At 57.3% G+C, this 17,528-nt stretch carries 20 protein-coding genes; 18 read left to right on the top strand and 2 right to left on the bottom strand.

Going from position 1 to position 17,528, the window contains the following annotated elements; translation table 11 throughout:
- Positions 1-26: 26 nt before the first annotated feature.
- The 10 genes from DESLA_RS0106585 to DESLA_RS0106540 all read left to right on the top strand — a co-directional run bounded on the left by DESLA_RS0106585 (position 27) and on the right by DESLA_RS0106540 (position 13,034).
- Positions 27-2,105 carry a PAS domain S-box protein gene (locus DESLA_RS0106585; RefSeq protein WP_028571835.1) on the top strand — a complete coding sequence of 693 codons (2,079 nt, stop codon included), beginning with the start codon at positions 27-29 and terminating at the stop codon, positions 2,103-2,105.
- 507 nt (positions 2,106-2,612) lie between these two features.
- On the top strand, positions 2,613-2,996 hold the full coding sequence (locus DESLA_RS0106580; protein WP_028571834.1) for a response regulator: 384 nt from the start codon (positions 2,613-2,615) through the stop codon (positions 2,994-2,996).
- Between the two features lie 2 nt (positions 2,997-2,998).
- Positions 2,999-5,299 (top strand): hybrid sensor histidine kinase/response regulator, encoded by a 2,301-nt coding sequence (locus tag DESLA_RS21595; RefSeq protein WP_084031942.1) that lies wholly within the window; start codon positions 2,999-3,001, stop codon positions 5,297-5,299.
- Positions 5,300-5,304: 5 nt separating this feature from the next.
- Complete coding sequence (locus DESLA_RS0106570) at positions 5,305-6,138, top strand: sensor histidine kinase (RefSeq protein WP_028571833.1); 834 nt, start codon at positions 5,305-5,307, stop codon at positions 6,136-6,138.
- Between the two features lie 26 nt (positions 6,139-6,164).
- Entirely contained in the window at positions 6,165-7,874 is a 1,710-nt protein-coding gene (locus tag DESLA_RS0106565) for a long-chain-fatty-acid--CoA ligase (RefSeq protein WP_028571832.1), read from the top strand.
- 502 nt (positions 7,875-8,376) lie between these two features.
- Positions 8,377-9,540: an FprA family A-type flavoprotein gene (locus tag DESLA_RS0106560; protein WP_245590021.1), complete on the top strand. Its 1,164-nt coding sequence runs from the start codon at positions 8,377-8,379 to the stop codon at positions 9,538-9,540.
- A gap of 33 nt (positions 9,541-9,573) precedes the next feature.
- Positions 9,574-9,882 (top strand): hypothetical protein, encoded by a 309-nt coding sequence (locus DESLA_RS0106555; RefSeq protein WP_028571830.1) that lies wholly within the window; start codon positions 9,574-9,576, stop codon positions 9,880-9,882.
- Positions 9,883-10,174: 292 nt separating this feature from the next.
- Positions 10,175-10,606, top strand: coding sequence for a hypothetical protein (locus tag DESLA_RS0106550; RefSeq protein WP_028571829.1), 432 nt, complete (start codon positions 10,175-10,177; stop codon positions 10,604-10,606).
- Positions 10,603-12,102, top strand: coding sequence for an ATPase domain-containing protein (locus DESLA_RS0106545; protein ID WP_028571828.1), 1,500 nt, complete (start codon positions 10,603-10,605; stop codon positions 12,100-12,102). Before DESLA_RS0106550 ends, DESLA_RS0106545 begins: the two co-directional genes overlap by 4 nt.
- Positions 12,093-13,034 carry a GGDEF domain-containing protein gene (locus DESLA_RS0106540; RefSeq protein WP_245590020.1) on the top strand — a complete coding sequence of 314 codons (942 nt, stop codon included), beginning with the start codon at positions 12,093-12,095 and terminating at the stop codon, positions 13,032-13,034. The genes DESLA_RS0106545 and DESLA_RS0106540 overlap by 10 nt, the downstream gene beginning before the upstream one ends.
- A gap of 116 nt (positions 13,035-13,150) precedes the next feature.
- On the opposite strand, the gene DESLA_RS0106535 is transcribed toward DESLA_RS0106540, so the two are convergent.
- Both DESLA_RS0106535 and DESLA_RS0106530 read right to left on the bottom strand, forming a co-directional pair.
- Complete coding sequence (locus DESLA_RS0106535; RefSeq protein WP_028571826.1) at positions 13,151-13,438, bottom strand: addiction module antidote protein; 288 nt, start codon at positions 13,436-13,438, stop codon at positions 13,151-13,153.
- Between the two features lie 3 nt (positions 13,439-13,441).
- Entirely contained in the window at positions 13,442-13,681 is a 240-nt protein-coding gene (locus tag DESLA_RS0106530; RefSeq protein ID WP_245590019.1) for a type II toxin-antitoxin system RelE/ParE family toxin, read from the bottom strand.
- Between DESLA_RS0106530 and DESLA_RS23430 the strand changes: the two genes are divergently transcribed.
- The 8 genes from DESLA_RS23430 to DESLA_RS0106490 all read left to right on the top strand — a co-directional run bounded on the left by DESLA_RS23430 (position 13,580) and on the right by DESLA_RS0106490 (position 17,370).
- Entirely contained in the window at positions 13,580-14,122 is a 543-nt protein-coding gene (locus tag DESLA_RS23430) for a desulfoferrodoxin FeS4 iron-binding domain-containing protein (protein ID WP_245590018.1), read from the top strand. The two genes, DESLA_RS0106530 and DESLA_RS23430, sit on opposite strands and share 102 nt — an antisense overlap.
- A 46-nt stretch (positions 14,123-14,168) precedes the next feature.
- Positions 14,169-14,318, top strand: a complete 150-nt coding sequence (locus tag DESLA_RS22835) for a lmo0937 family membrane protein (protein ID WP_156932893.1) — start codon at positions 14,169-14,171, stop codon at positions 14,316-14,318.
- A 153-nt stretch (positions 14,319-14,471) separates the two neighbouring features.
- Positions 14,472-14,720 carry a hypothetical protein gene (locus DESLA_RS0106515; RefSeq protein WP_028571823.1) on the top strand — a complete coding sequence of 83 codons (249 nt, stop codon included), beginning with the start codon at positions 14,472-14,474 and terminating at the stop codon, positions 14,718-14,720.
- A gap of 33 nt (positions 14,721-14,753) precedes the next feature.
- Positions 14,754-14,906: a DUF3309 family protein gene (locus DESLA_RS22325; RefSeq protein WP_084031940.1), complete on the top strand. Its 153-nt coding sequence runs from the start codon at positions 14,754-14,756 to the stop codon at positions 14,904-14,906.
- Between the two features lie 7 nt (positions 14,907-14,913).
- On the top strand, positions 14,914-15,114 hold the full coding sequence (locus DESLA_RS19170; RefSeq protein ID WP_281172400.1) for a DUF3096 domain-containing protein: 201 nt from the start codon (positions 14,914-14,916) through the stop codon (positions 15,112-15,114).
- 28 nt (positions 15,115-15,142) lie between these two features.
- The gene (locus DESLA_RS0106500; RefSeq protein ID WP_245590017.1) at positions 15,143-15,355 is read left to right on the top strand and encodes a CsbD family protein; all 213 of its coding nucleotides are present in this window, start codon (positions 15,143-15,145) and stop codon (positions 15,353-15,355) included.
- Between the two features lie 65 nt (positions 15,356-15,420).
- A complete protein-coding gene (locus DESLA_RS0106495) occupies positions 15,421-15,810 on the top strand; it encodes a cytochrome c3 family protein (protein ID WP_028571821.1) in 390 nt (129 codons plus the stop codon).
- Between the two features lie 42 nt (positions 15,811-15,852).
- Positions 15,853-17,370 carry a B12-binding domain-containing radical SAM protein gene (locus tag DESLA_RS0106490; RefSeq protein WP_245590016.1) on the top strand — a complete coding sequence of 506 codons (1,518 nt, stop codon included), beginning with the start codon at positions 15,853-15,855 and terminating at the stop codon, positions 17,368-17,370.
- Positions 17,371-17,528: the final 158 nt, after the last annotated feature.

Genomic DNA, 17,528 nt, shown 5'->3' with positions numbered 1-17,528 from the left:
TTTTTTGAACTCCAAAAACCAACGACATGCCCGAACCTTCTCTCACGGCGCGCCGATTCGGCGCTCGTCTGCGCTATTTGCGAACCTTGCGGAACATGACGCAAGCGGAATTGGCCGACAAGGTCGGATTGAGTCTGCGTCAGATCAGCCGCATCGAACAGGGATCGTCCTCACCGTCCTTCGCGGTGTTGGAAAAATTCGGCCAGGTGCTGGACGTCAGCATGGTCAGTCTGTTTCTGTTTCCCGATCAGGACTCTCCTGGTCGTTCCCCGGCCTCGCAAAAAATCCCTTTCATGGAGGAGGATCGTCCCTGGGTCATGGATATCCGTACGCCCGCGAGGATCGGCGTATGGAGCCTGGAGGTCGGTTCGGGAAAGACGCGCTGGTCCGCGTCGGTTTTTGAACTTCTGGGGTATCCGCCCTTTTCCGTCAAACCGACGTTGAAACGCTTTCTGAAGCATGTTCGCCCGGATCAGTGCGACGAAGCACGGATTTTTTTTGAGGAGGCCGGGCAAGGGCGTGGCCGCCATATACTGGTCCAAGTGGACACCAAATCCCTGGGGCCGCGGACCGTTTCCATTCATGTGGACAAAGGCCGTGTGGAGAAAGGTCTTGAAGAAAAGAATGCAATGCGGTCGGAGACGGGTCGAGAGATGCTGTTGATTCTTCAGGACGTCACGGACGTGACGGCCATGGCTGGAACGTTGATGCAGAACCAGCAGGAACTGGAAGAGCATGTCCGGGTGCGAAACAAGGACCTGGCTCTGGCCCTGGATAATTACAAGCGGGAGACCGAGGAAAAGGCGAAGGCCGAGTATCATCAACGCATCTGGGGGCTGATGGTGCGCAACTCCCAGGACGCCCAGGCTTTTGTCGACCATTCCGGGACCATCGTCGTGGTCAATGAGGCGTATGAACAGCTTGTCGGCGTGTCCGCGGACGAACTTCACGGTACCTGCTACGCCGACTTTCTCCGTCAATTCTGGGGAGATGAGTTTTTTGAGAAGGAAATCCGCCTCCACCTTGATCGGGCCTTGCTGCGAGGCGCCAAGGCCCAACGCGAAGGATGGGTGGATTATGGTCGCGGGCCGCGGTTCGTGAAGCGGACTTACGTGCCGTGCCGACGCGACAGGGATATCGTGGGCGTAGTCGTCACGATTCACGACGTCACGGACGTCATGACGATCCAGGAACAACTGCGCCATACCGAGGCGGCCCTGCGGGCCAAGATTCAGGAACTGGACTGTTTTTTCTCGATTTCCCAGGACTTGTTGGCGATCAAACATAAAAACGGTTCCATTCTGCGGCTCAGCCCGGCCTGGGAGCATCTCCTCGGCTACCCTCGGAGCGAACTGGAAGGCTACAAGTACCTCCGGTTCATTCACCCGGCGGACCAGACGGACAGCGTCGCCACCTTCGAAAAGCTGGCCACCGCCAAATACGTGCGGTCCTTCATCAACAGATATTGCGCCAGGGACGGCGGCTACCGAACCATTGAATGGAATCTCCAGGTTATGGGTGATCTCGTCTACGCCGTGGGCAGGGACGTCACCGTCCGCAAGCAGGACGAGGACGCGTTGCAGCAACGGGATCTGCTTCTGGAACTGGCGGCGACGACCGCGCTGAAGCTGCTGCGCTCGTCGAGTCCGGAACGGAAGCTTCCGGACATTTTGGCTCAGTTGGGTCTGCGCACGAACACGGACCGCGTCTACATCTTCAAAAATCACCAGGACGAACCCACCGGAAAGCTGTTGTCCAGCCAGATTCTGGAATGGTCCAGATCCGGCGTGACCCCGCAGATCGACAATCCGATGCTGCAAAATGTTCCGCTTTGCGATCTGACCCCGCGCTGGGTGCGGGAAATGAATGCGGGGAACTCCATCATGGGATTCGTGCAGGATTTTTCGGAACAGGAAAAGCTCATTCTGGAGGCCCAGGAGATTCAAAGCCTGTTGGTGGTTCCGATTCAGGTGGAGGATCGCTTCTGGGGCTTTCTCGGGTTCGACTCCGTGCGCACGCCCAGGATATGGTCGGCGGCCGAGGAAAGCGTGCTGCGCATCGTGGCCGCGGCCATCGGCGCCGCCATGCCGAGAAATATTTGCTAGTTCTTCCCTGGCCGCTCGCCCCTCAATGAGCCGTTTTTTTTCTCCCGCCGGATAAGGATTTTTTCTACACTCGGATCAAGCTTGGGCGCCCCGTCGGCTCGTCCTGGAGCGGCGAGGGCCATTTCGGGCCTTTCGAAATCAAACGTTCTTTGTTATGCAAAGCAATTTCGATTTCCGGACGCCGACGCGCTTCTCGAATCAGGCTGCTCGGAGGCGACCCGCTTCTTCCAGTCGTCGAGATCGAATGAATCCAGCATCGGACTGAGGCGTTACCCTGGATGTGCTGGATCGTTACTATGTTTGCCACCATGTATCTGCTCAGCACATTTTGTATCCGCCCTTGCTCCGGCAATCGGAGTCGGGGTCGCTATCGGAATCGGAATCGAAACAGGAAAAATTTTGAACGCTTCCCAGCGTTTTCGATCCCGATACCGATCCCGACTCCGACCCTGACAACGGCATTACTCTGTGCTGAATAGTTACGCCACCATAACCTTTGATACAGCGATGCCCCAAAAAATTCTGATCGTGGACGACGAGGCGCACCTTCGAATGCTGCTGGAACAGACCCTGGAAGATCTGGTCGAGGAAAACGGCGTTGAATTGTTGACCGCCTCGGATGGTCGCGAGGCGGTGGAGATGATTCGCGAGCACCGTCCGGACCTGGTTTTCCTGGACGTGATGATGCCCCATATGAATGGGCACGAGGTCTGCGAACAGGTGGCCCGGGACGAGCATTTACGCGACCTGCCTATCGTCCTGCTCACGGCCAGGGGCCAGGATCTGGATCGTCGTCGGGGACTGGAGCTGGGAGCGTGCCGGTACATGACCAAACCCTTTGACCCTGACGATATACTGGAACTGGCCAGGCAATTGCTGGCTTTGGAGTAGCCATGCCCGAGCACCCACCGGAGAGAATCATGCCGACCCATGTCTATTCCATTGAATCGGATCAACCGTTGCGGGCCGCCGTGACCCTGATGCGGGAGAAAAACATTTCCTGTTTGCCGGTGCTGCGCGGCGGCGTGGCCGTGGGCATCCTCACCGAACGGGATCTGGTGCGGATCGTCCTGAATACCGGGCTGGACCTTGAAGGCTATCTGGTCCGGGACGTGATGAGTTCCAGGGTGGTCGTCGCCTCGGAGCATGACGATCTCTACGAAATCTATTCTCGAATGTGCGGCAACCGCATCCGGCACCTGGTGCTCACCGATGATCGGGAAGCCGTGGCGGGAGTCAAGACCTTCACGGACCTGATGTCCGGTCTGGGTCGAGAGTACCTGGCGGAAATCAAGACCGTGGGCGACGTGATGACCAGGGATGCCGTCACCGCGTCACGAGAGGACACCGTGCGCTCGGTGCTGAATCTGATGCTGGAGCACGGCATCAGCTGCGTTCCGGTGGTGGAGCACGGACGCGCCGTGGGCATTCTTACGGAACGGGACTTGAGCCGGTTGACCACGTCGGACGCGTCCGCCCTTCTGAGTCCGGTGAGCGATGTGATGAGCAAGCCGGTGCATGCCGTGTCCGGGGAAATGTACGCTTTTGAGGCCGTGGCGGCGATGAACGATTTCGGGGTGCGTCACCTTGTGGTCAACGACGCCGACGGTCTCCTGATCGGTCTGATCACGCAAAGCGACATGGTGGCCACGCTGATCAAGCGTCACGCCAACCTGGAATTCATGGTCCGCAAACGGACCCGGCAGTTGACCAGAAAAAGCGAGGAACTGGAGTTTTCCAATCAACAGTTGCGGCACCTGGATGAGATCAAGTCCGCGTTTTTATCCTCGGTGTCCCACGAGTTGCGTACTCCTCTGACCTCCCTGCTGGGGTTCGCGAAGATCACGGGCAAGACGTTTTCCCGCCATTTCGGACCACTGGTTCAGGAAGACGACAAACTGCGCGCCCAGGCCGCCAAGATTCTCGGCAATCTCGACATCCTCGTCCACGAGGGCGAACGGATGGCTCGGTTGATCAACGATTTTCTGGATCTGACCAAGATCGAGGCCGGTCGGGTGGACTGGCAGGACAAGCTGGTCCATGTCGCCGATTTCGTGTTCCATGCCGGCCATTCCCTGCAGGGCCAGTTCGAGGCCAAGGAGAACCTGGAACTGCGCATTCTGGTGGAGGACGATCTGCCCATGGTCTTTGTGGACGTGGACAGGATGCTCCAGGTGATGATCAATCTGCTGAGCAACGCGGCCAAGTTTACGGACCGGGGCAGGGTGACCGTGGAAGCCCTGAACGTGGACAACCAGTTCGTGGAAATTCGAGTGGCCGATACCGGGATGGGCATCCCCGAGTCCGAGCTGAGCAAGGTCTTTGACAAGTTCCACCAAATGGAGCAGCGCGGCCAGGGGCAGGAGGTCAAGGGGACCGGTCTGGGGTTGGCCATTTGTAAGGAAATCGTGGAACACTACCGAGGACGGATCTGGGTGGAGTCCGAGGTGGGCCGGGGCAGTTGCTTTAAATTTCGCCTTCCGGCGGCCGGCCCGAAATCCCGCGAGCGGTTCCCCGAGCCGATCGTTCAGGCGTCTCCAGTAACCACGGCCCAAGAGGCTCCGTTGGTAATGGCCGTGGACGACAGCCCGGCCATCCGGGAGTATCTGGATCAGCTCTTCGTGGACGAGGGCTTCCGGGTGGTCACCGTGCCCGACGGGGTGACGGCCTTGCGGGTGGCCGAGGAAGTCCTGCCCCAGTGCATAATCATGGACCTGATGATGCCCGGAATGGATGGCGGCGAGGTCATCCGGCGACTGCGGGAGAACCCGGTCACCAAGGACATTCCGGTGGTTATCCTTTCCGCCTATCCGCATCGACGCTCCAGTGGGGAGGACGCGGCCTTGGCCAAGCCCGTGGACGAGAGCATGCTGGTGCAAACCGTCCGGGGACTGATCCGCGGCGGGCGGATCAAGGGGCGCAAGTGCATTTTGGTTCCCAATGCCAAACCGGAAGGCAACATGCTGATGATTGCCGCCGGAAAGTTGCGCTATGTCCGGCCCGAGGAGTTGGCCGATCGTTTTTCGGACAAGTTCGCGGGCACGGTATACCTGCCCGGACGAGGGGCCCAGCCCCCCGAAGTGATTGGGGCCATCTCCAGAATCAACGACGTGCTGATCATGATCCTGCCCGAAGAACAGGAGGCGGACGCCCTTGGTTCCTCGGTCGGCGGGCACGGGCAAAGGGGAGAATGAACGGGATGAAGCCCTGTTCCTGCTCAGCCGATTCGCCCGGTTCTCAAAACCTTGTCCGGGACGACGTCTCCAGCGGACATTCTGGTGATCCCGAGGCTTCAGAGGCCTTCTGGGCCGCGGTCTGCCATGAATTGCGCACCCCGTTGACCTCGCTGCTGGGCTTTTCCGCCTTGGGCAAAAAAGGGTTTGAGCGCCATTTTTTGCCTTTGGCGGAGGACGAGAAAATCCGTGAACGCGGTCGGAAAATTCTCAGAAATCTGTCCATGATCGAGCAGGCCGGCTGGCGGCTTTCCCGGCTGGTCGGGGACGTCCAGGATCTGCATCGGATTCAAAGCGGACGCATGGAGTGGCACGACCAGGACGTGGCCGTGTCGGACGCCGTCTCCGAAGCGGTCCGACAGGTTCAGCCTCTCTACGACGCCAAGCCGGAGGTGCGCCTGGAGGTGAACGTGCCGGACGCCTTGCCGATTCTCCGGATGGACCGGGACAGACTGATCCAGGTCCTGGTCAATCTGCTTTCCAACGGCGTTCGCTTCACGCCGTCCGGTTGCGTGACCCTTGCCTCCGATTTCGTGGACGAGACTATCCGGATTCAGGTTCAGGATACGGGTGTCGGGATCGCCGCGGAGAACCTGGAGGCAGTGTTCCAACCCTTTCACCAGCCCTCGGCGGAAAGCCGGGATGCATCCTGGATGACGATTCCCCGGGAAACCGGTCTGGGTCTTGCCCTTTGTAGAAGCATCATTGAGCACTACCATGGCCTGATCAGGGCCGAATCCGTACCCGACGGCGGCAGTGCCTTCATCATGATGCTGCCCGTGCAGCTCGCCAACAGCTAACCAACCCCCATTGCCTCGAGGTGACCATGATCGACGTTCCAAGCCCCTGGCGAAAATTCTATGACCCCGAAGTTCCTTCCCCGTTTGAGCCGGAAGCCATGGCCATCCATGACCTGCTGGCCCGGTCGGCCCGGAAGAATCCCCAGCGCAAGGCCATTGTTTTTCAGAATTGGTCCATAACCTACGCCGAGTTCGATCGTTTGACCGGGGTCATGGCCGCGAATCTGCGACGGCTGGGCCTGACCTCCGGGACACGGATCGCTGTGCTTCTTCCGAACCTGCCCCAGACCCTGATCACCTACTTCGCCATCCTCAAGGCCGGGGGCGTGGTGGTGATGATGAATCCTCTGTACATGGAAAACGAGCTGCAAGACCAGATATCGGACAGCTCGGCGGAATTTCTGGTCACCCTGGATCTGCTCTGGTCCAAGGTCGCGGGGTTGCGACGGCGGGTGCACCTGAAAAAGATCATCGTCGCCAGCATCGCCGACGCCCTGGGCTTTCCCCTGCGCCAGCTCTACAAGCTCAAGGCCTGGAAACAGGGCATGGGCAAGGACGTGCCTTACGATGACGGGGCGATACTTCCGTGGAAAGAGATCGTCAAAGGTCGGGAGGTCTATAGCCAGGTCGTCGACGATCCGCGCAACCATCTGGCCATGCTCCAGTACACCGGCGGGACCACCGGCGTGCCCAAGGGAGTGATGCTGTCCCATGCCAACCTGACCGCCAATGTCCAGCAGTGTCTGGCCATGCTGCCCAGGCTCACGAAGTCCCGGCACACCCTGCTGGCCGTGTTGCCGTTTTTTCATATTTTCGGCCTGACGGTCTGCATGAATTTCGCCGTGGGACTGGGCGCGACCATTATCCCCTTTCCGAGGCTGGTGGTTCCGGACCTGCTCAAGGCCATCCAGAAGTACAAACCCACGATTTTTCCGGCGGTTCCGGCAATTTTCGTGGCCATGGTCCAGCACAAGAATCTCGGCCGGTTCAAGCTGTCTTCCATCGACTACTGTATTTCCGGCTCCGCGCCGCTGCCCGTGGAAGTCATGCAGAAATTCCAGAAATTGACCGGAGCCGAGATCATCGAAGGCTACGGCCTGACCGAAGCCTCGCCGGTGACCCACCTCAACCCCCTGGACGGCAAGCACAAGCCCGGCTCCATCGGGATTCCCCTGCCCGGTACCGAAGCGGGCATCGTGGACATGGAAGGGGGGGCCGTACCCGTACCCGTGGGCAAGCTGGGCGAGATGGTGGTCCGGGGGCCACAGGTCATGCAGGGCTACTGGAACCGGGCCGACGAGACCGCTTCCACCATCCGTAATACCTGGCTGTACACCGGGGACATCGCCTACATGGACGAGGACGGCTTCTGCTTCATCGTGGACCGTAAGAAGGACCTGATCATCACCGGAGGCTACAACGTCTATCCTCGGGATGTGGACGAGGTGCTCTATGAGCACCCCAAGGTCAAGGAAGCCGTGGCCGTGGGCATCCCGCATCCCACCCGTGGGGAAATCGTCAAGGCCTTCATCGTGCCCAAGGACGGCGAAGTGATCGAACAATCGGAAATCATCGAGTTCTGCTCCCAGAAACTGGCCAAGTACAAAGTCCCCCGCCGGGTGGAGTTCCGGACCGAATTGCCCAAGACCTTGGTGGGCAAGGTTTTGCGGCGGGCCTTGCGCCAGGAGGAAATGGAAAAGGTGGAGCAGCGCAGGAAGAGACGGAAGGGGGATTGAGGGGCAAAGAACTTGCCTGCTCATGATCAAAGGGGCCGAGGATGTTCATCCTCGGCCCCTTTTTTATTTAATTTCAACACTTCCGCACGGGAATTATTCCCGTTGCCTGTGATTTTTCCTCGCACTAACCATGTGATTTTCCTACAGACGAGGGGTTTCCAAAACGATATTCTCCAGCCCAGCTTTCGCCGCGTTAAGATTAAATATACTAGTCGGGCAACACTTGAAAATTTTTATTCCAGGCTTTTTGCAGCTATTTGGATGATGCATTTTCTGTTTTTGAATACAGGGAGTGTGTAAAGTAAATCATATCTGTGTTGTCCGGTTAGATTTTTGCAAGAACAAGACGTTGAAAAGAACGAATCTGTTTTTTGCGGAAAACTCCGTTGGATTGCTGGATTTCCAAAATCGCGTGTTGAAGAAGTCCTTATTCGTCAGTCCGTAAATAATGGCAACAGACAATAACCGGTTAAAAAACAGGTGGAAAATGAACAGGCGAAGAATGAAAGACAATGTGTTTTTGCTCGGCGCGGTGGACTGGAACCGGCGGCTGTTTGATTCCCTGATCCCTCTTCCGGATGGGACGTCGTACAATTCCTACATGGTTTGCGGAAGTGAAAAGACGGCTTTGCTGGACAGCGTGGATCCCTGCATGGCGGATGTCCTGCTTTCACAGATAACGGACGTAGCCAAAATCGACTACATCGTGTCCCACCATGCCGAACAGGATCATTCCGGGTCCATTCCGATGCTTCTGGAGAAATACCCGGATGCCAAGGTGGTCTGCACCACAAAAGCCCGGGGCATGCTCATGGATCTGCTGCATATTCCGGAGGAATCGTTTCACACGGTCGAAGACGGGGCAACGCTGTCTCTCGGCGCCAAAACCCTGGAATTTATCTACACGCCCTGGGTGCACTGGCCCGAAACCATGGTGACCTACCTGCGGGAAGACCGGATCCTTTTCTCCTGCGACTTTTTCGGCTCTCACATCGCCACCTCCGACATGTTCGTGGTGGATAAGGGCCGTGTACACGAGGCAGGCAAACGGTACTTTGCCGAAATCATGATGCCGTTTCGCGACGTGATCGGAAAGAATCTGGAAAAGCTGAAAAAGTACGACATCGACATGATCGCGCCCTCCCACGGCCAGATCTATGACGACCCGGCATGGATCATGGACGCCTGGCGGGACTGGGTGTTCGCCCCGCCCAAAAATCTTGTGGTTTTGCCCTACGTGTCGATGCATGAAAGTACGGCCCGCATGGTCGATCACCTGACGACCAAGCTTGTCGACAACGGGGTGCGGGTCGAGCTGTATGATCTCACGGTCACCGACATCGGCAAGCTGGCCATGTCCCTGGTGGACGGTGCAACCATTGTCGTGGGAACGCCCACTGTTCTTGCGGGTCCTCACCCCCTGGCCGCGTATGCCGCGTTTCTGGCCAACGCCCTGCGTCCCCGCGCCAAGTACCTTTCCATCATCGGGTCCTACGGGTGGGGCGGCAAAACGGTGGAGACACTCTCCGCCATGATCCCCAACCTCAAGGTGGAGGTCATCGATCCGGTTCTTTGCAAGGGACTGCCGACGAAAGAGGTGTTTGCGGCCATTGATGTCATGGCGGACACAATTGCCGAAAAACACCGGGAACAGGGTTTTTCCTGATGAAGGTCGAAATCAAAGGAGGGCGCAGGGAGTATGCAGACACAACAGGACGGGCGTACCGGCGCAGGGCGACGAAAACCGGACACGGATCGCAGGAAGCAGACCGACCGCAGAAGCGGCCTGGACAGACGGTTGGAAGATGAAAGACGTGCGCGTGGGGTTCATGGGACGCTGCACATGAATGATGGAAAATCCTCACAAAAGAAAGGATTCAAGCATGATGCCGCGGAGGAGCGTCGGGTCGGCAATGACCGAAGAGGAACCTACCAGGCCCGTGGACAGGCCGGTCATGTCATGACGGACAATGAAATCCGTTTTCTGTTGGGATCCGCGCAGCCGTAAAATCATCCCAAGCCCAACGACAGGTGGGGCAAGAATTTTAAGTAACTACTCAGCACAGAGTAATTCTGTTACCGGGGTCGGAATCGGAATCGGGATCGGGATCGAAAACGCTGGGATGCGTTCTAAATTTCTGTTTCGATTCCGACTCCGATAGCGAAGCGCCGACCCCGACACCGATTGCCGGAGCAAGATCGGACACAAAATGTACTGAGTAGTTACGAATCTTATTGGATTATTGCACTGATTTTTTTACTGATTCCAAAGTCAACGCCGCGTCACGGGAGATGCTTCAATGCCGAAAAAAGACAGTGGCTTGGATCGAGAAGCGATTCGGCGAACCCTGGCGGATCGCGTCGGAGACTCCCCGGACGCCGCGGCCGTCGCTGACGCTGTATTCGATATCTGGCTCCAGATGAGTGCCCAGCTTTCGCCGGTGATCGGCGTGCGGGGCTTCAACATTCTCTTTGCCTGCACGCTGCACATGACGAGCAAGGCATACCCGTGGCTGGCGGTTCCCGAGGATACAGACAACAATTCCGCGGTACTCGCGGAGATCAAGACGCGCTTGGCGAACAGTGAGCCGGATGCCGCGGCGGAGGCATGCCATGCTCTGCTTGCGACCTTCATCAAACTGTTGGTGGACATGATTGGAGAGCCATTGGTCGAGCGCTTGTTGGGCCCGGTTTGGGCATCTCCTCAGTCTGAACAGGAGAGATTATCGTGAACGAGAAAACAGTCATCCGTCGTCTGCCCACGGGCGTAGCGGGCCTTGACGCGATCCTGGGCGGCGGTTTGCCGGAATATTCCTTCAACATCATTATTGGGCCCCCGGGTTCCGGCAAAACGACGCTGGTGAACCAAATCATGTTCTCCCTGGCAACCCGGGAGAAACCCGCATTGTTTTTCACCGTGCTCGGCGAACCGCCGCTGAAGATGCTGCGTTATCAACAGCAGTTTTCGTTCTTCAACCCAGACAAAGTCAATGACACGATTCGTTTCGTCAGCCTGAGCGAGGACATCGCATCCGGCGATTATGATCGGGTGCTGGCGCGCATCGCCCAGGAAGTCCAGGTTTCACCACCGGGTCTGGTTTTCGTCGATTCCTTCCGCTCGGTGATGTATGAGGCGCGGCAACTTCCCAGGGACACCATCAACCTGCAACAGTTCATCCAGCAGCTCGGAATCCAACTGAGCTGCTGGCAGGCCACCTCTTTTCTGATTGGTGAATACTCGTCGGAAAGCGAATACCATCCGGTCTTCACCGTGGCCGACGGCCTGCTCTCGCTGCATCAAAGCGTCTATCGCAATTCCATGGTCCGCAAAATTCAGGTTCTGAAAATGCGCGGCCAGGCGACGAGCCCGGGGATGCATACCTTGAGTATCACCAGCGCGGGGATCGCCGTCTACCCGACCGCGCTGGTTCTGGACACCATCGGGGGCGCCTCGTCGGTGGCCGGGAAGCCGTGCAGAAGGGTGAGGCTGGCCACCGGCGTGGCGCGCCTCGACGAAATGCTGGGCGGTGGGTTGCCGTCGGGGTATTCCCTGTTGGTGGCGGGGCCGTCCGGATCGGGAAAGACCGTTCTGGCCACGGCCTTTCTTGCCGAAGGCGTCCGCCGGGGCGAGCCGGGCGTGATCGTTGCTTTTGAACAAACGCCGAATCAATCCTGTATGCGCACGCTTTACGATATGATTTGTAACGGACAAGTTGGCCTGATCAATACCCGTTCCCTGGATCTGTCCATCGACGAGATTGTTTATCGTCTGACCGAACTCATTCAGCGCATGAACGCCGCCCGTGTGGTGATCGATTCATTGTCCGGGTTCGAGTTGGCCGTGGCGCCGACCTTTCGCGAGGACTTTCGAGAGTCTCTTTTTCGGATGTTCACCGTGCTGTCCAAACTCGGGGTCACGGTGCTGATGACGTCGGAACTCGAAGATCGCTACAATGATTTGCGGTTCAGCCCCTATGGGGCGGCCTTTCTCACCGATGCGATCATCGTGCAGCGCTACATTGAGGTGGGAAGCCGTCTGCAGCGGGTCATGGCGGTGGTCAAGGTGCGTGCCAGCGCTCACAACAAAGAGATCAGGCGGTATGAGATAACCGATGAGGGCATCGTCATCGGCGACCCGGTGCTCGACTACGAAGGCATTCTTGGTGGTCAGCCGTCGCTTATCAGGACGGAAGACACGATCAAGGGAGGCAAACAGCAATGCGCATGAATGGACGTTCCCGGCACAATACCGCTCCCGGTGAGCGGCAAACGACGCGCGTAAGCCCCGGATATCCTGCTTTGGCGATCATGAACGACCTTGCACGACGTATGGCTTTACCTGCTGCCGCCAGACAAACGGCCCTTGTCGGCAAACATGTCGAAGACAGGCGCAAAGGGGACACTGACAGGCGCAGGAGGGACACTGACAGGCGCCAAGGTTTCGCGGAGCGGCGCAGGAAAACTTTCGGACCGCGCAGGAATGATTCGCGTGCCGGGAGGTTGTATGAGAAAACATCGTTCGCGGAGGGTGGGCAACCCGAGGCATTGCTCCGCGAAGTCAATGAAAAACTCGTCGTCGCGACGGTCCGCGCCCAAACCGCGGCTGAAGCCGCTGAGCAGACCGTCCGACAAATGACCCATAAGGCCGAGCACGACTTTCTCACGGGCTTGCCGAACCGGGCCCTGCTGGCCGACCGATTGGAACGGTCGATAGCGCTCGCCGAGCGTCACGGCACGAAGGTCGCCCTGATGTATCTGGACGTCGACAACTTCAAGCAAATCAATGATACGTTCGGACATTCCATCGGCGACCAGTTGTTGCAGTCCGTTGCAAAGCGTTTGCAAACGTGCGTCCGCTTCTCGGATACCGTCAGCCGCCAGGGAGGCGACGAATTCGTGGTGCTGTTGACCGATGTCGAGGATGTCGGCGGCGTTACCCTCACCGCGCAAAAATTGATCGAGGCCGTGGCTGAGCCGCATCTTGTCGGCGACCAGAGTTTCCACCAGGTGACCCTGAGCATCGGCATCAGCATCTATCCGGATGACGCCAAGGACATGGACACGGTGCTCTGCAATGCCGACGCCGCGATGTATTATGCCAAGAAAAACGGGCGCAACAACTATCAGATGTTCAGGCCGGACATGAAGAGCGCGCGGTAACGGTTGAAAGAAGCCAGATTCCGCGCGGGTTGGTCAAAAAACTGATGGCAAGGAGCAATAAAAGGCCTTGCCTCTTTTCACAGGCGCGGGCCTCACGGTGGGAAACAGTAAATTGCTCACGAATGGATCGGGGAAGCTGAGAGCTTTACGCCGAGAGCATGTAACAGCTTGAGCATCGTGTCGTAGCGTGGCTTGGCGCCGGGCGTCAGCGCCTTGTAAAGGCTCTCGCGGCCAAGGCCGGCGTCTTTCGCGAGTTGGGCCATGCCCCGGGCGCGAGCCACATCACGCACCGCGGAGAGAAATACGTCGGGATTCGGATCTTCCAGTGCGGCAGCTATATATTCCGCGATGGTGTCTTCATTGTCCAGGTAGTCGGCAGCGTCGAAGGGGGCAAATTTGGTCATGGTTCACTCCTTGTCCAAAGTCCGCGCCATCTCAATGGCGCGTTTGATGTCGCGCTTCTGCGAGGACTTGTCGCCGCCCAACAGAAGCAGATAGAGCAACCCGCCGCGACGGGTGAAGTAGACTCGGTAGCCGGGGCCGAAATGAATACGCATTTCAGAGACCCCTTCGCCCACAGGCTCACAGTCACCGAAATTTCCGTGCTCGGCAGACCGGATGCGATGGGCTATGCGGGCACGACCCACCTTGTCTTTCAATGCCGCGAGCCAGGAATCGAATTCGTCGGAGCGGTAAAAGCTATTCATGCAGTCGAGTGTATCCGATCGGATACCGGCATGCAATCTCCCAATTCGCAATCCACTCGGGAATTATTCCCGTTCTCCGGGATTTTTCCTGGGCGAAAACAAGTGATCCCCCTACAGACACGGCCAAGCAAAATGCTATTGTGTTGGAAAGGGAAATATATCTTCGCGGATCCTTTTCAACAAGGGCGGCTGGTGGTTCGGAAAATGAAAAAGAGGATCTCCAGGCATGCAATTTCGCAACGGGAAATAAAAAATGGAGGACAGATCATGACCAAGGTAAATGAGATTTACAAGTGTGAATTATGCGGCAATGTCGTGGAAGTGAAAGAAGCAGGTGAAGGCGAACTGGTATGCTGTGATCAGCCCATGGAGAAACAGTAGCTGTGATTCAGTATTATAGATGAATTCAGCATTTTAGGAGGTCAATATGTTGTGGACAATTTTCGTCATTCTATTGGTCTTATGGCTGGCTGGTCTGATGACAGGGTACACTATGGGCGGCGTTGTGCATGTTTTGCTGGTCATCGCCCTCATTGTCGTCGTGATTCAGGTACTTCAGGGAAGAAGAGTTACGTAATGTCGACGCCATCAAGAACGATCTGGTCCTGAAATAGTGGATCATGGGGCCTTCAGGACCGGGCACGAAGAAGCGCACGGTTCTGGACGTCACCATGGGGTGTGAGCCACATGGATAAACATAGCCAGAAGATTTATTCGTGCGGGAGGCTGTATGAAATCAAGAATTCTTATCGGATCTTTGTTGATCGCCGTATCGTTCGCCTTTTTCGGTTGTGATCGGTTTACAGGCGGCGCGGCCACGGGAGCAGCCGTAGGCGTGCTTGGCGCGGGAGCGGCATACGAATATCAAAATAAGCGGCAGATGGATCAGCTCGAGCTGGATTACAGTGAAGGAAGAATCAACGAACAGGAATACAACATCAGGAAAGAGCAGATTCAGCGGGGTTCGATCATCTATTAGCTAAAAAAGCATTGAAAACAGGAGATGCATGTCATGGGAACCATTCTGGTCGTCGTCCTTGTCCTTTTGCTCATCGGCGCTCTGCCCACCTGGAACCACAGCAGATCCTGGGGACCTTACCCCAGTGGCGGAATCGGATTGATCCTGCTGATCCTGGTCATTCTCCTGCTCATGGGGCGTATTTGAGATGGTCATGATGCACGGCATCACGGCAAGGCGGTCCATGAATCGCCGCTATTTTCATGGGAGGTTGAAAAATATGCAACTGAACATCGCGCCTGAGCCGGTGGTTGCGCTCATTGCGGGGATCCTGATTCTGATGTTTCCGAGACTGTTGAATTACATCGTCGCCGTCTATCTGATCATATTCGGTATTCTCGGGTTGATTGGATGACCGGAATCGTTGGGAGCATTCCGAGTTTTTGATAATCACTGACAATAACGGAGAAACCATCATGAAATCCAGCACGATGGATGAGGCTGAAGGCAAGTTGCATCAGGGAAAAGGAAAGATCAAAGAGGTCCTCGGGAGGGCCGTCAACAATCCCGAAATGGAAGCCGAAGGCAAAATCGAAAAACTCGGCGGAGTCGTGCAGGAAAAAGTCGGCGATGTGAAAAGGGCCGCGGGAAAGTAGAGCGGTACGCCACGCGGGAACGAATCACGATTTGTTCCCGCGTTTTTATCGACGGAGTCACCCCCATGAAAAAATCATCGTCCGCGATTCTGGCTTCGGTAGCCTTTGCACTGCTCTTTATGTGGTCGTCCACTTCGGCGGCCCGGACCGAATTGATCGCCAAACCGGAAGGAATCGAGACCAGGCAGAAGTCCGTAGTTTTCTCCCACGGCAAGCACGAAACCATGGAATGTATCGCATGCCACCACACCTCCGGAGGCACCGAGGTCGATCAGGGGTGCAAGGATACCGGCTGTCACGACATGTTCGTTGTGGAGACTCCCGAGCAGAGAAGGGACGTCAGGTATTTTCAAAAGGCGTATCATGATCTGTGTATCGGCTGTCATGCGGACTTTAAGAAACGGGAACAGCCCGGCGGACCCGTCGACTGCAAAGGCTGCCATACACAAGAATAGCCTGTTCGGACTTCTTGTCAGCCTCTATCACAGGGAGAGCACATGACTCCTGCATCATCACCGCGCACCGTGAACGTCCTGCTGGTCTATCCCGAGATCCCGGATACGTTCTGGAGCTTCAAGCACGCTTTGAAGTTCATAGACAAGAAAGTTTCTTCGCCGCCATTAGGACTTGTGACCATCGCGGCCATGCTACCGGAAAACTGGGACCTGCGCCTGGTGGATTTGAATATCCGGGAATTGTCCCTGGATGATCTGATCTGGGCTGACTACGCCTTGATCAGCGCCATGACCGTGCAACGGGAATCATCGCGCAGGGCGATCAAATTGTGCAAGGACGCCGACCTGCTGGTCGTCGCCGGCGGGCCGCTGTTCACGGTGGAGCATGAACAGTTTCCCGAGGTGGATCATTTCGTGCTCAACGAGGCCGAGCTGACCCTGCCCGAATTTCTGCGTGACCTGGCCCAGGGACGAGCCAGACGGGTCTACTCCTCGGATGCGTACGCGGATATCGAACAAACGCCCATTCCGCGGTGGGACCTTCTGGAGTTGAAACAGTACGCGAGCATGAGCGTCCAGTACTCCCGAGGGTGTCCCTTCAGTTGCGACTTCTGCAACATCACGGCCCTGCTGGGCCGAACGCCGCGCAACAAGAGCGCCCCCCAGATGATCGCCGAGCTGGACGGTCTGTATGCCAACGGCTGGCGGGGCGGGATCTTTTTCGTGGACGACAACCTGATCGGGAACAAGCGGCGGCTGAAAACCGAGCTGCTGCCCGCCCTGGTCAACTGGCGAAAAGACAAGAAGGGTATGCCCTTCGGCACCGAGGCGTCCATTAACCTGGCTGACGACGAAGAGCTGATGGCCATGATGGTCGAGGCGGGGTTCGATACCGTGTTCATCGGCATTGAAACGCCCAACGAAGCCAGTCTGGCCGAATGCGGCAAAGGGCAGAACATCCGTCGCGACCTGATCCGGGACGTGAAGCGGATCCAGCGGTTCGGGATCCAGGTCCAGGGAGGGTTCATCGTCGGCTTTGACAACGACGAACCGGCCGTTTTCACCCGCCTCGTGGAGTTCATCCAGCAAAGCGGCATCACAACCGCCATGGTCGGCCTGCTCCAGGCTCCTCCCGGCACCAGGCTTTACAAGAGGCTTAAGCAGGCCGGGCGGCTGCGGGAAGGCATTTCCGGCGACAACGTGGACGGAACGACGAACATCCTGCCGGCCATGACCCTGGAGTCGCTGCGCGACGGGTACAAGGACATCCTGAAAAACATCTACTCGCCCGAGGCGTACTATCAGCGGGTGATCACCTTTTTGCGGGAGTACAACCTGCCGAGCACCAAGAAACCATGGCAAATCCGGGGCCTCTCCGAAAGTCTGCTGGCCTTGTCCCGATCCATCATCCGTCTTGGCATCCTGGGTCAGGAACGGTTCCACTACTGGAAGCTGTTCTTCTGGACCCTGCTCCGGCGGCCACGATCCCTGCCCCTGGCCGTGACCCTGGCCATCTACGGTTACCATTTTCGGCGGGTCTGCGAATTGCGGGTGTTGTAATTGTAGTTTGCGTTCAATTTAAGATGCATCGCCAAGGCCGGCACTGGATCAAAATCGAAATCGGAATCGAAATCGAAATCGGAATAGCAACCGTGCCGTAGGGGCGCACCTGTGTGTGCGCCCCTTGCGGGCTGAGGCGACACGTCGCATGGGCGGAA

Source organism: Desulfonatronum lacustre DSM 10312, assembly GCF_000519265.1.
In the GTDB taxonomy this organism is placed as follows: Bacteria; Desulfobacterota; Desulfovibrionia; order Desulfovibrionales; family Desulfonatronaceae; genus Desulfonatronum; species Desulfonatronum lacustre.
The sequence above is the reverse complement of the archived record's forward strand: the minus strand, read 5'-3'. Positions and strand labels throughout refer to the sequence as shown.

Excerpts from the sequence above, each read along its gene's own strand:
- DESLA_RS0106570 (WP_028571833.1), top strand. The coding sequence starts at position 5,305 with ATGAAGCCCTGTTCCTGCTCAGCCGATTCGCCCGGTTCTCAAAACCTT.
- DESLA_RS22325 (WP_084031940.1), top strand. The coding sequence starts at position 14,754 with ATGGGAACCATTCTGGTCGTCGTCCTTGTCCTTTTGCTCATCGGCGCT.
- DESLA_RS0106565 (WP_028571832.1), top strand. The coding sequence starts at position 6,165 with ATGATCGACGTTCCAAGCCCCTGGCGAAAATTCTATGACCCCGAAGTT.
- DESLA_RS19170 (WP_281172400.1), top strand. The coding sequence starts at position 14,914 with ATGATGCACGGCATCACGGCAAGGCGGTCCATGAATCGCCGCTATTTT.
- DESLA_RS23430 (WP_245590018.1), top strand. The coding sequence starts at position 13,580 with ATGAATACGCATTTCAGAGACCCCTTCGCCCACAGGCTCACAGTCACC.
- DESLA_RS0106580 (WP_028571834.1), top strand. The coding sequence starts at position 2,613 with ATGCCCCAAAAAATTCTGATCGTGGACGACGAGGCGCACCTTCGAATG.
- DESLA_RS0106585 (WP_028571835.1), top strand. The coding sequence starts at position 27 with ATGCCCGAACCTTCTCTCACGGCGCGCCGATTCGGCGCTCGTCTGCGC.
- DESLA_RS0106535 (WP_028571826.1), bottom strand. The coding sequence starts at position 13,438 with ATGACCAAATTTGCCCCCTTCGACGCTGCCGACTACCTGGACAATGAA.
- DESLA_RS0106540 (WP_245590020.1), top strand. The coding sequence starts at position 12,093 with ATGCGCATGAATGGACGTTCCCGGCACAATACCGCTCCCGGTGAGCGG.
- DESLA_RS0106495 (WP_028571821.1), top strand. The coding sequence starts at position 15,421 with ATGAAAAAATCATCGTCCGCGATTCTGGCTTCGGTAGCCTTTGCACTG.
- DESLA_RS21595 (WP_084031942.1), top strand. The coding sequence starts at position 2,999 with ATGCCCGAGCACCCACCGGAGAGAATCATGCCGACCCATGTCTATTCC.
- DESLA_RS22835 (WP_156932893.1), top strand. The coding sequence starts at position 14,169 with ATGTTGTGGACAATTTTCGTCATTCTATTGGTCTTATGGCTGGCTGGT.
- DESLA_RS0106490 (WP_245590016.1), top strand. The coding sequence starts at position 15,853 with ATGACTCCTGCATCATCACCGCGCACCGTGAACGTCCTGCTGGTCTAT.
- DESLA_RS0106515 (WP_028571823.1), top strand. The coding sequence starts at position 14,472 with ATGAAATCAAGAATTCTTATCGGATCTTTGTTGATCGCCGTATCGTTC.
- DESLA_RS0106555 (WP_028571830.1), top strand. The coding sequence starts at position 9,574 with ATGCAGACACAACAGGACGGGCGTACCGGCGCAGGGCGACGAAAACCG.
- DESLA_RS0106560 (WP_245590021.1), top strand. The coding sequence starts at position 8,377 with ATGAAAGACAATGTGTTTTTGCTCGGCGCGGTGGACTGGAACCGGCGG.
- DESLA_RS0106550 (WP_028571829.1), top strand. The coding sequence starts at position 10,175 with ATGCCGAAAAAAGACAGTGGCTTGGATCGAGAAGCGATTCGGCGAACC.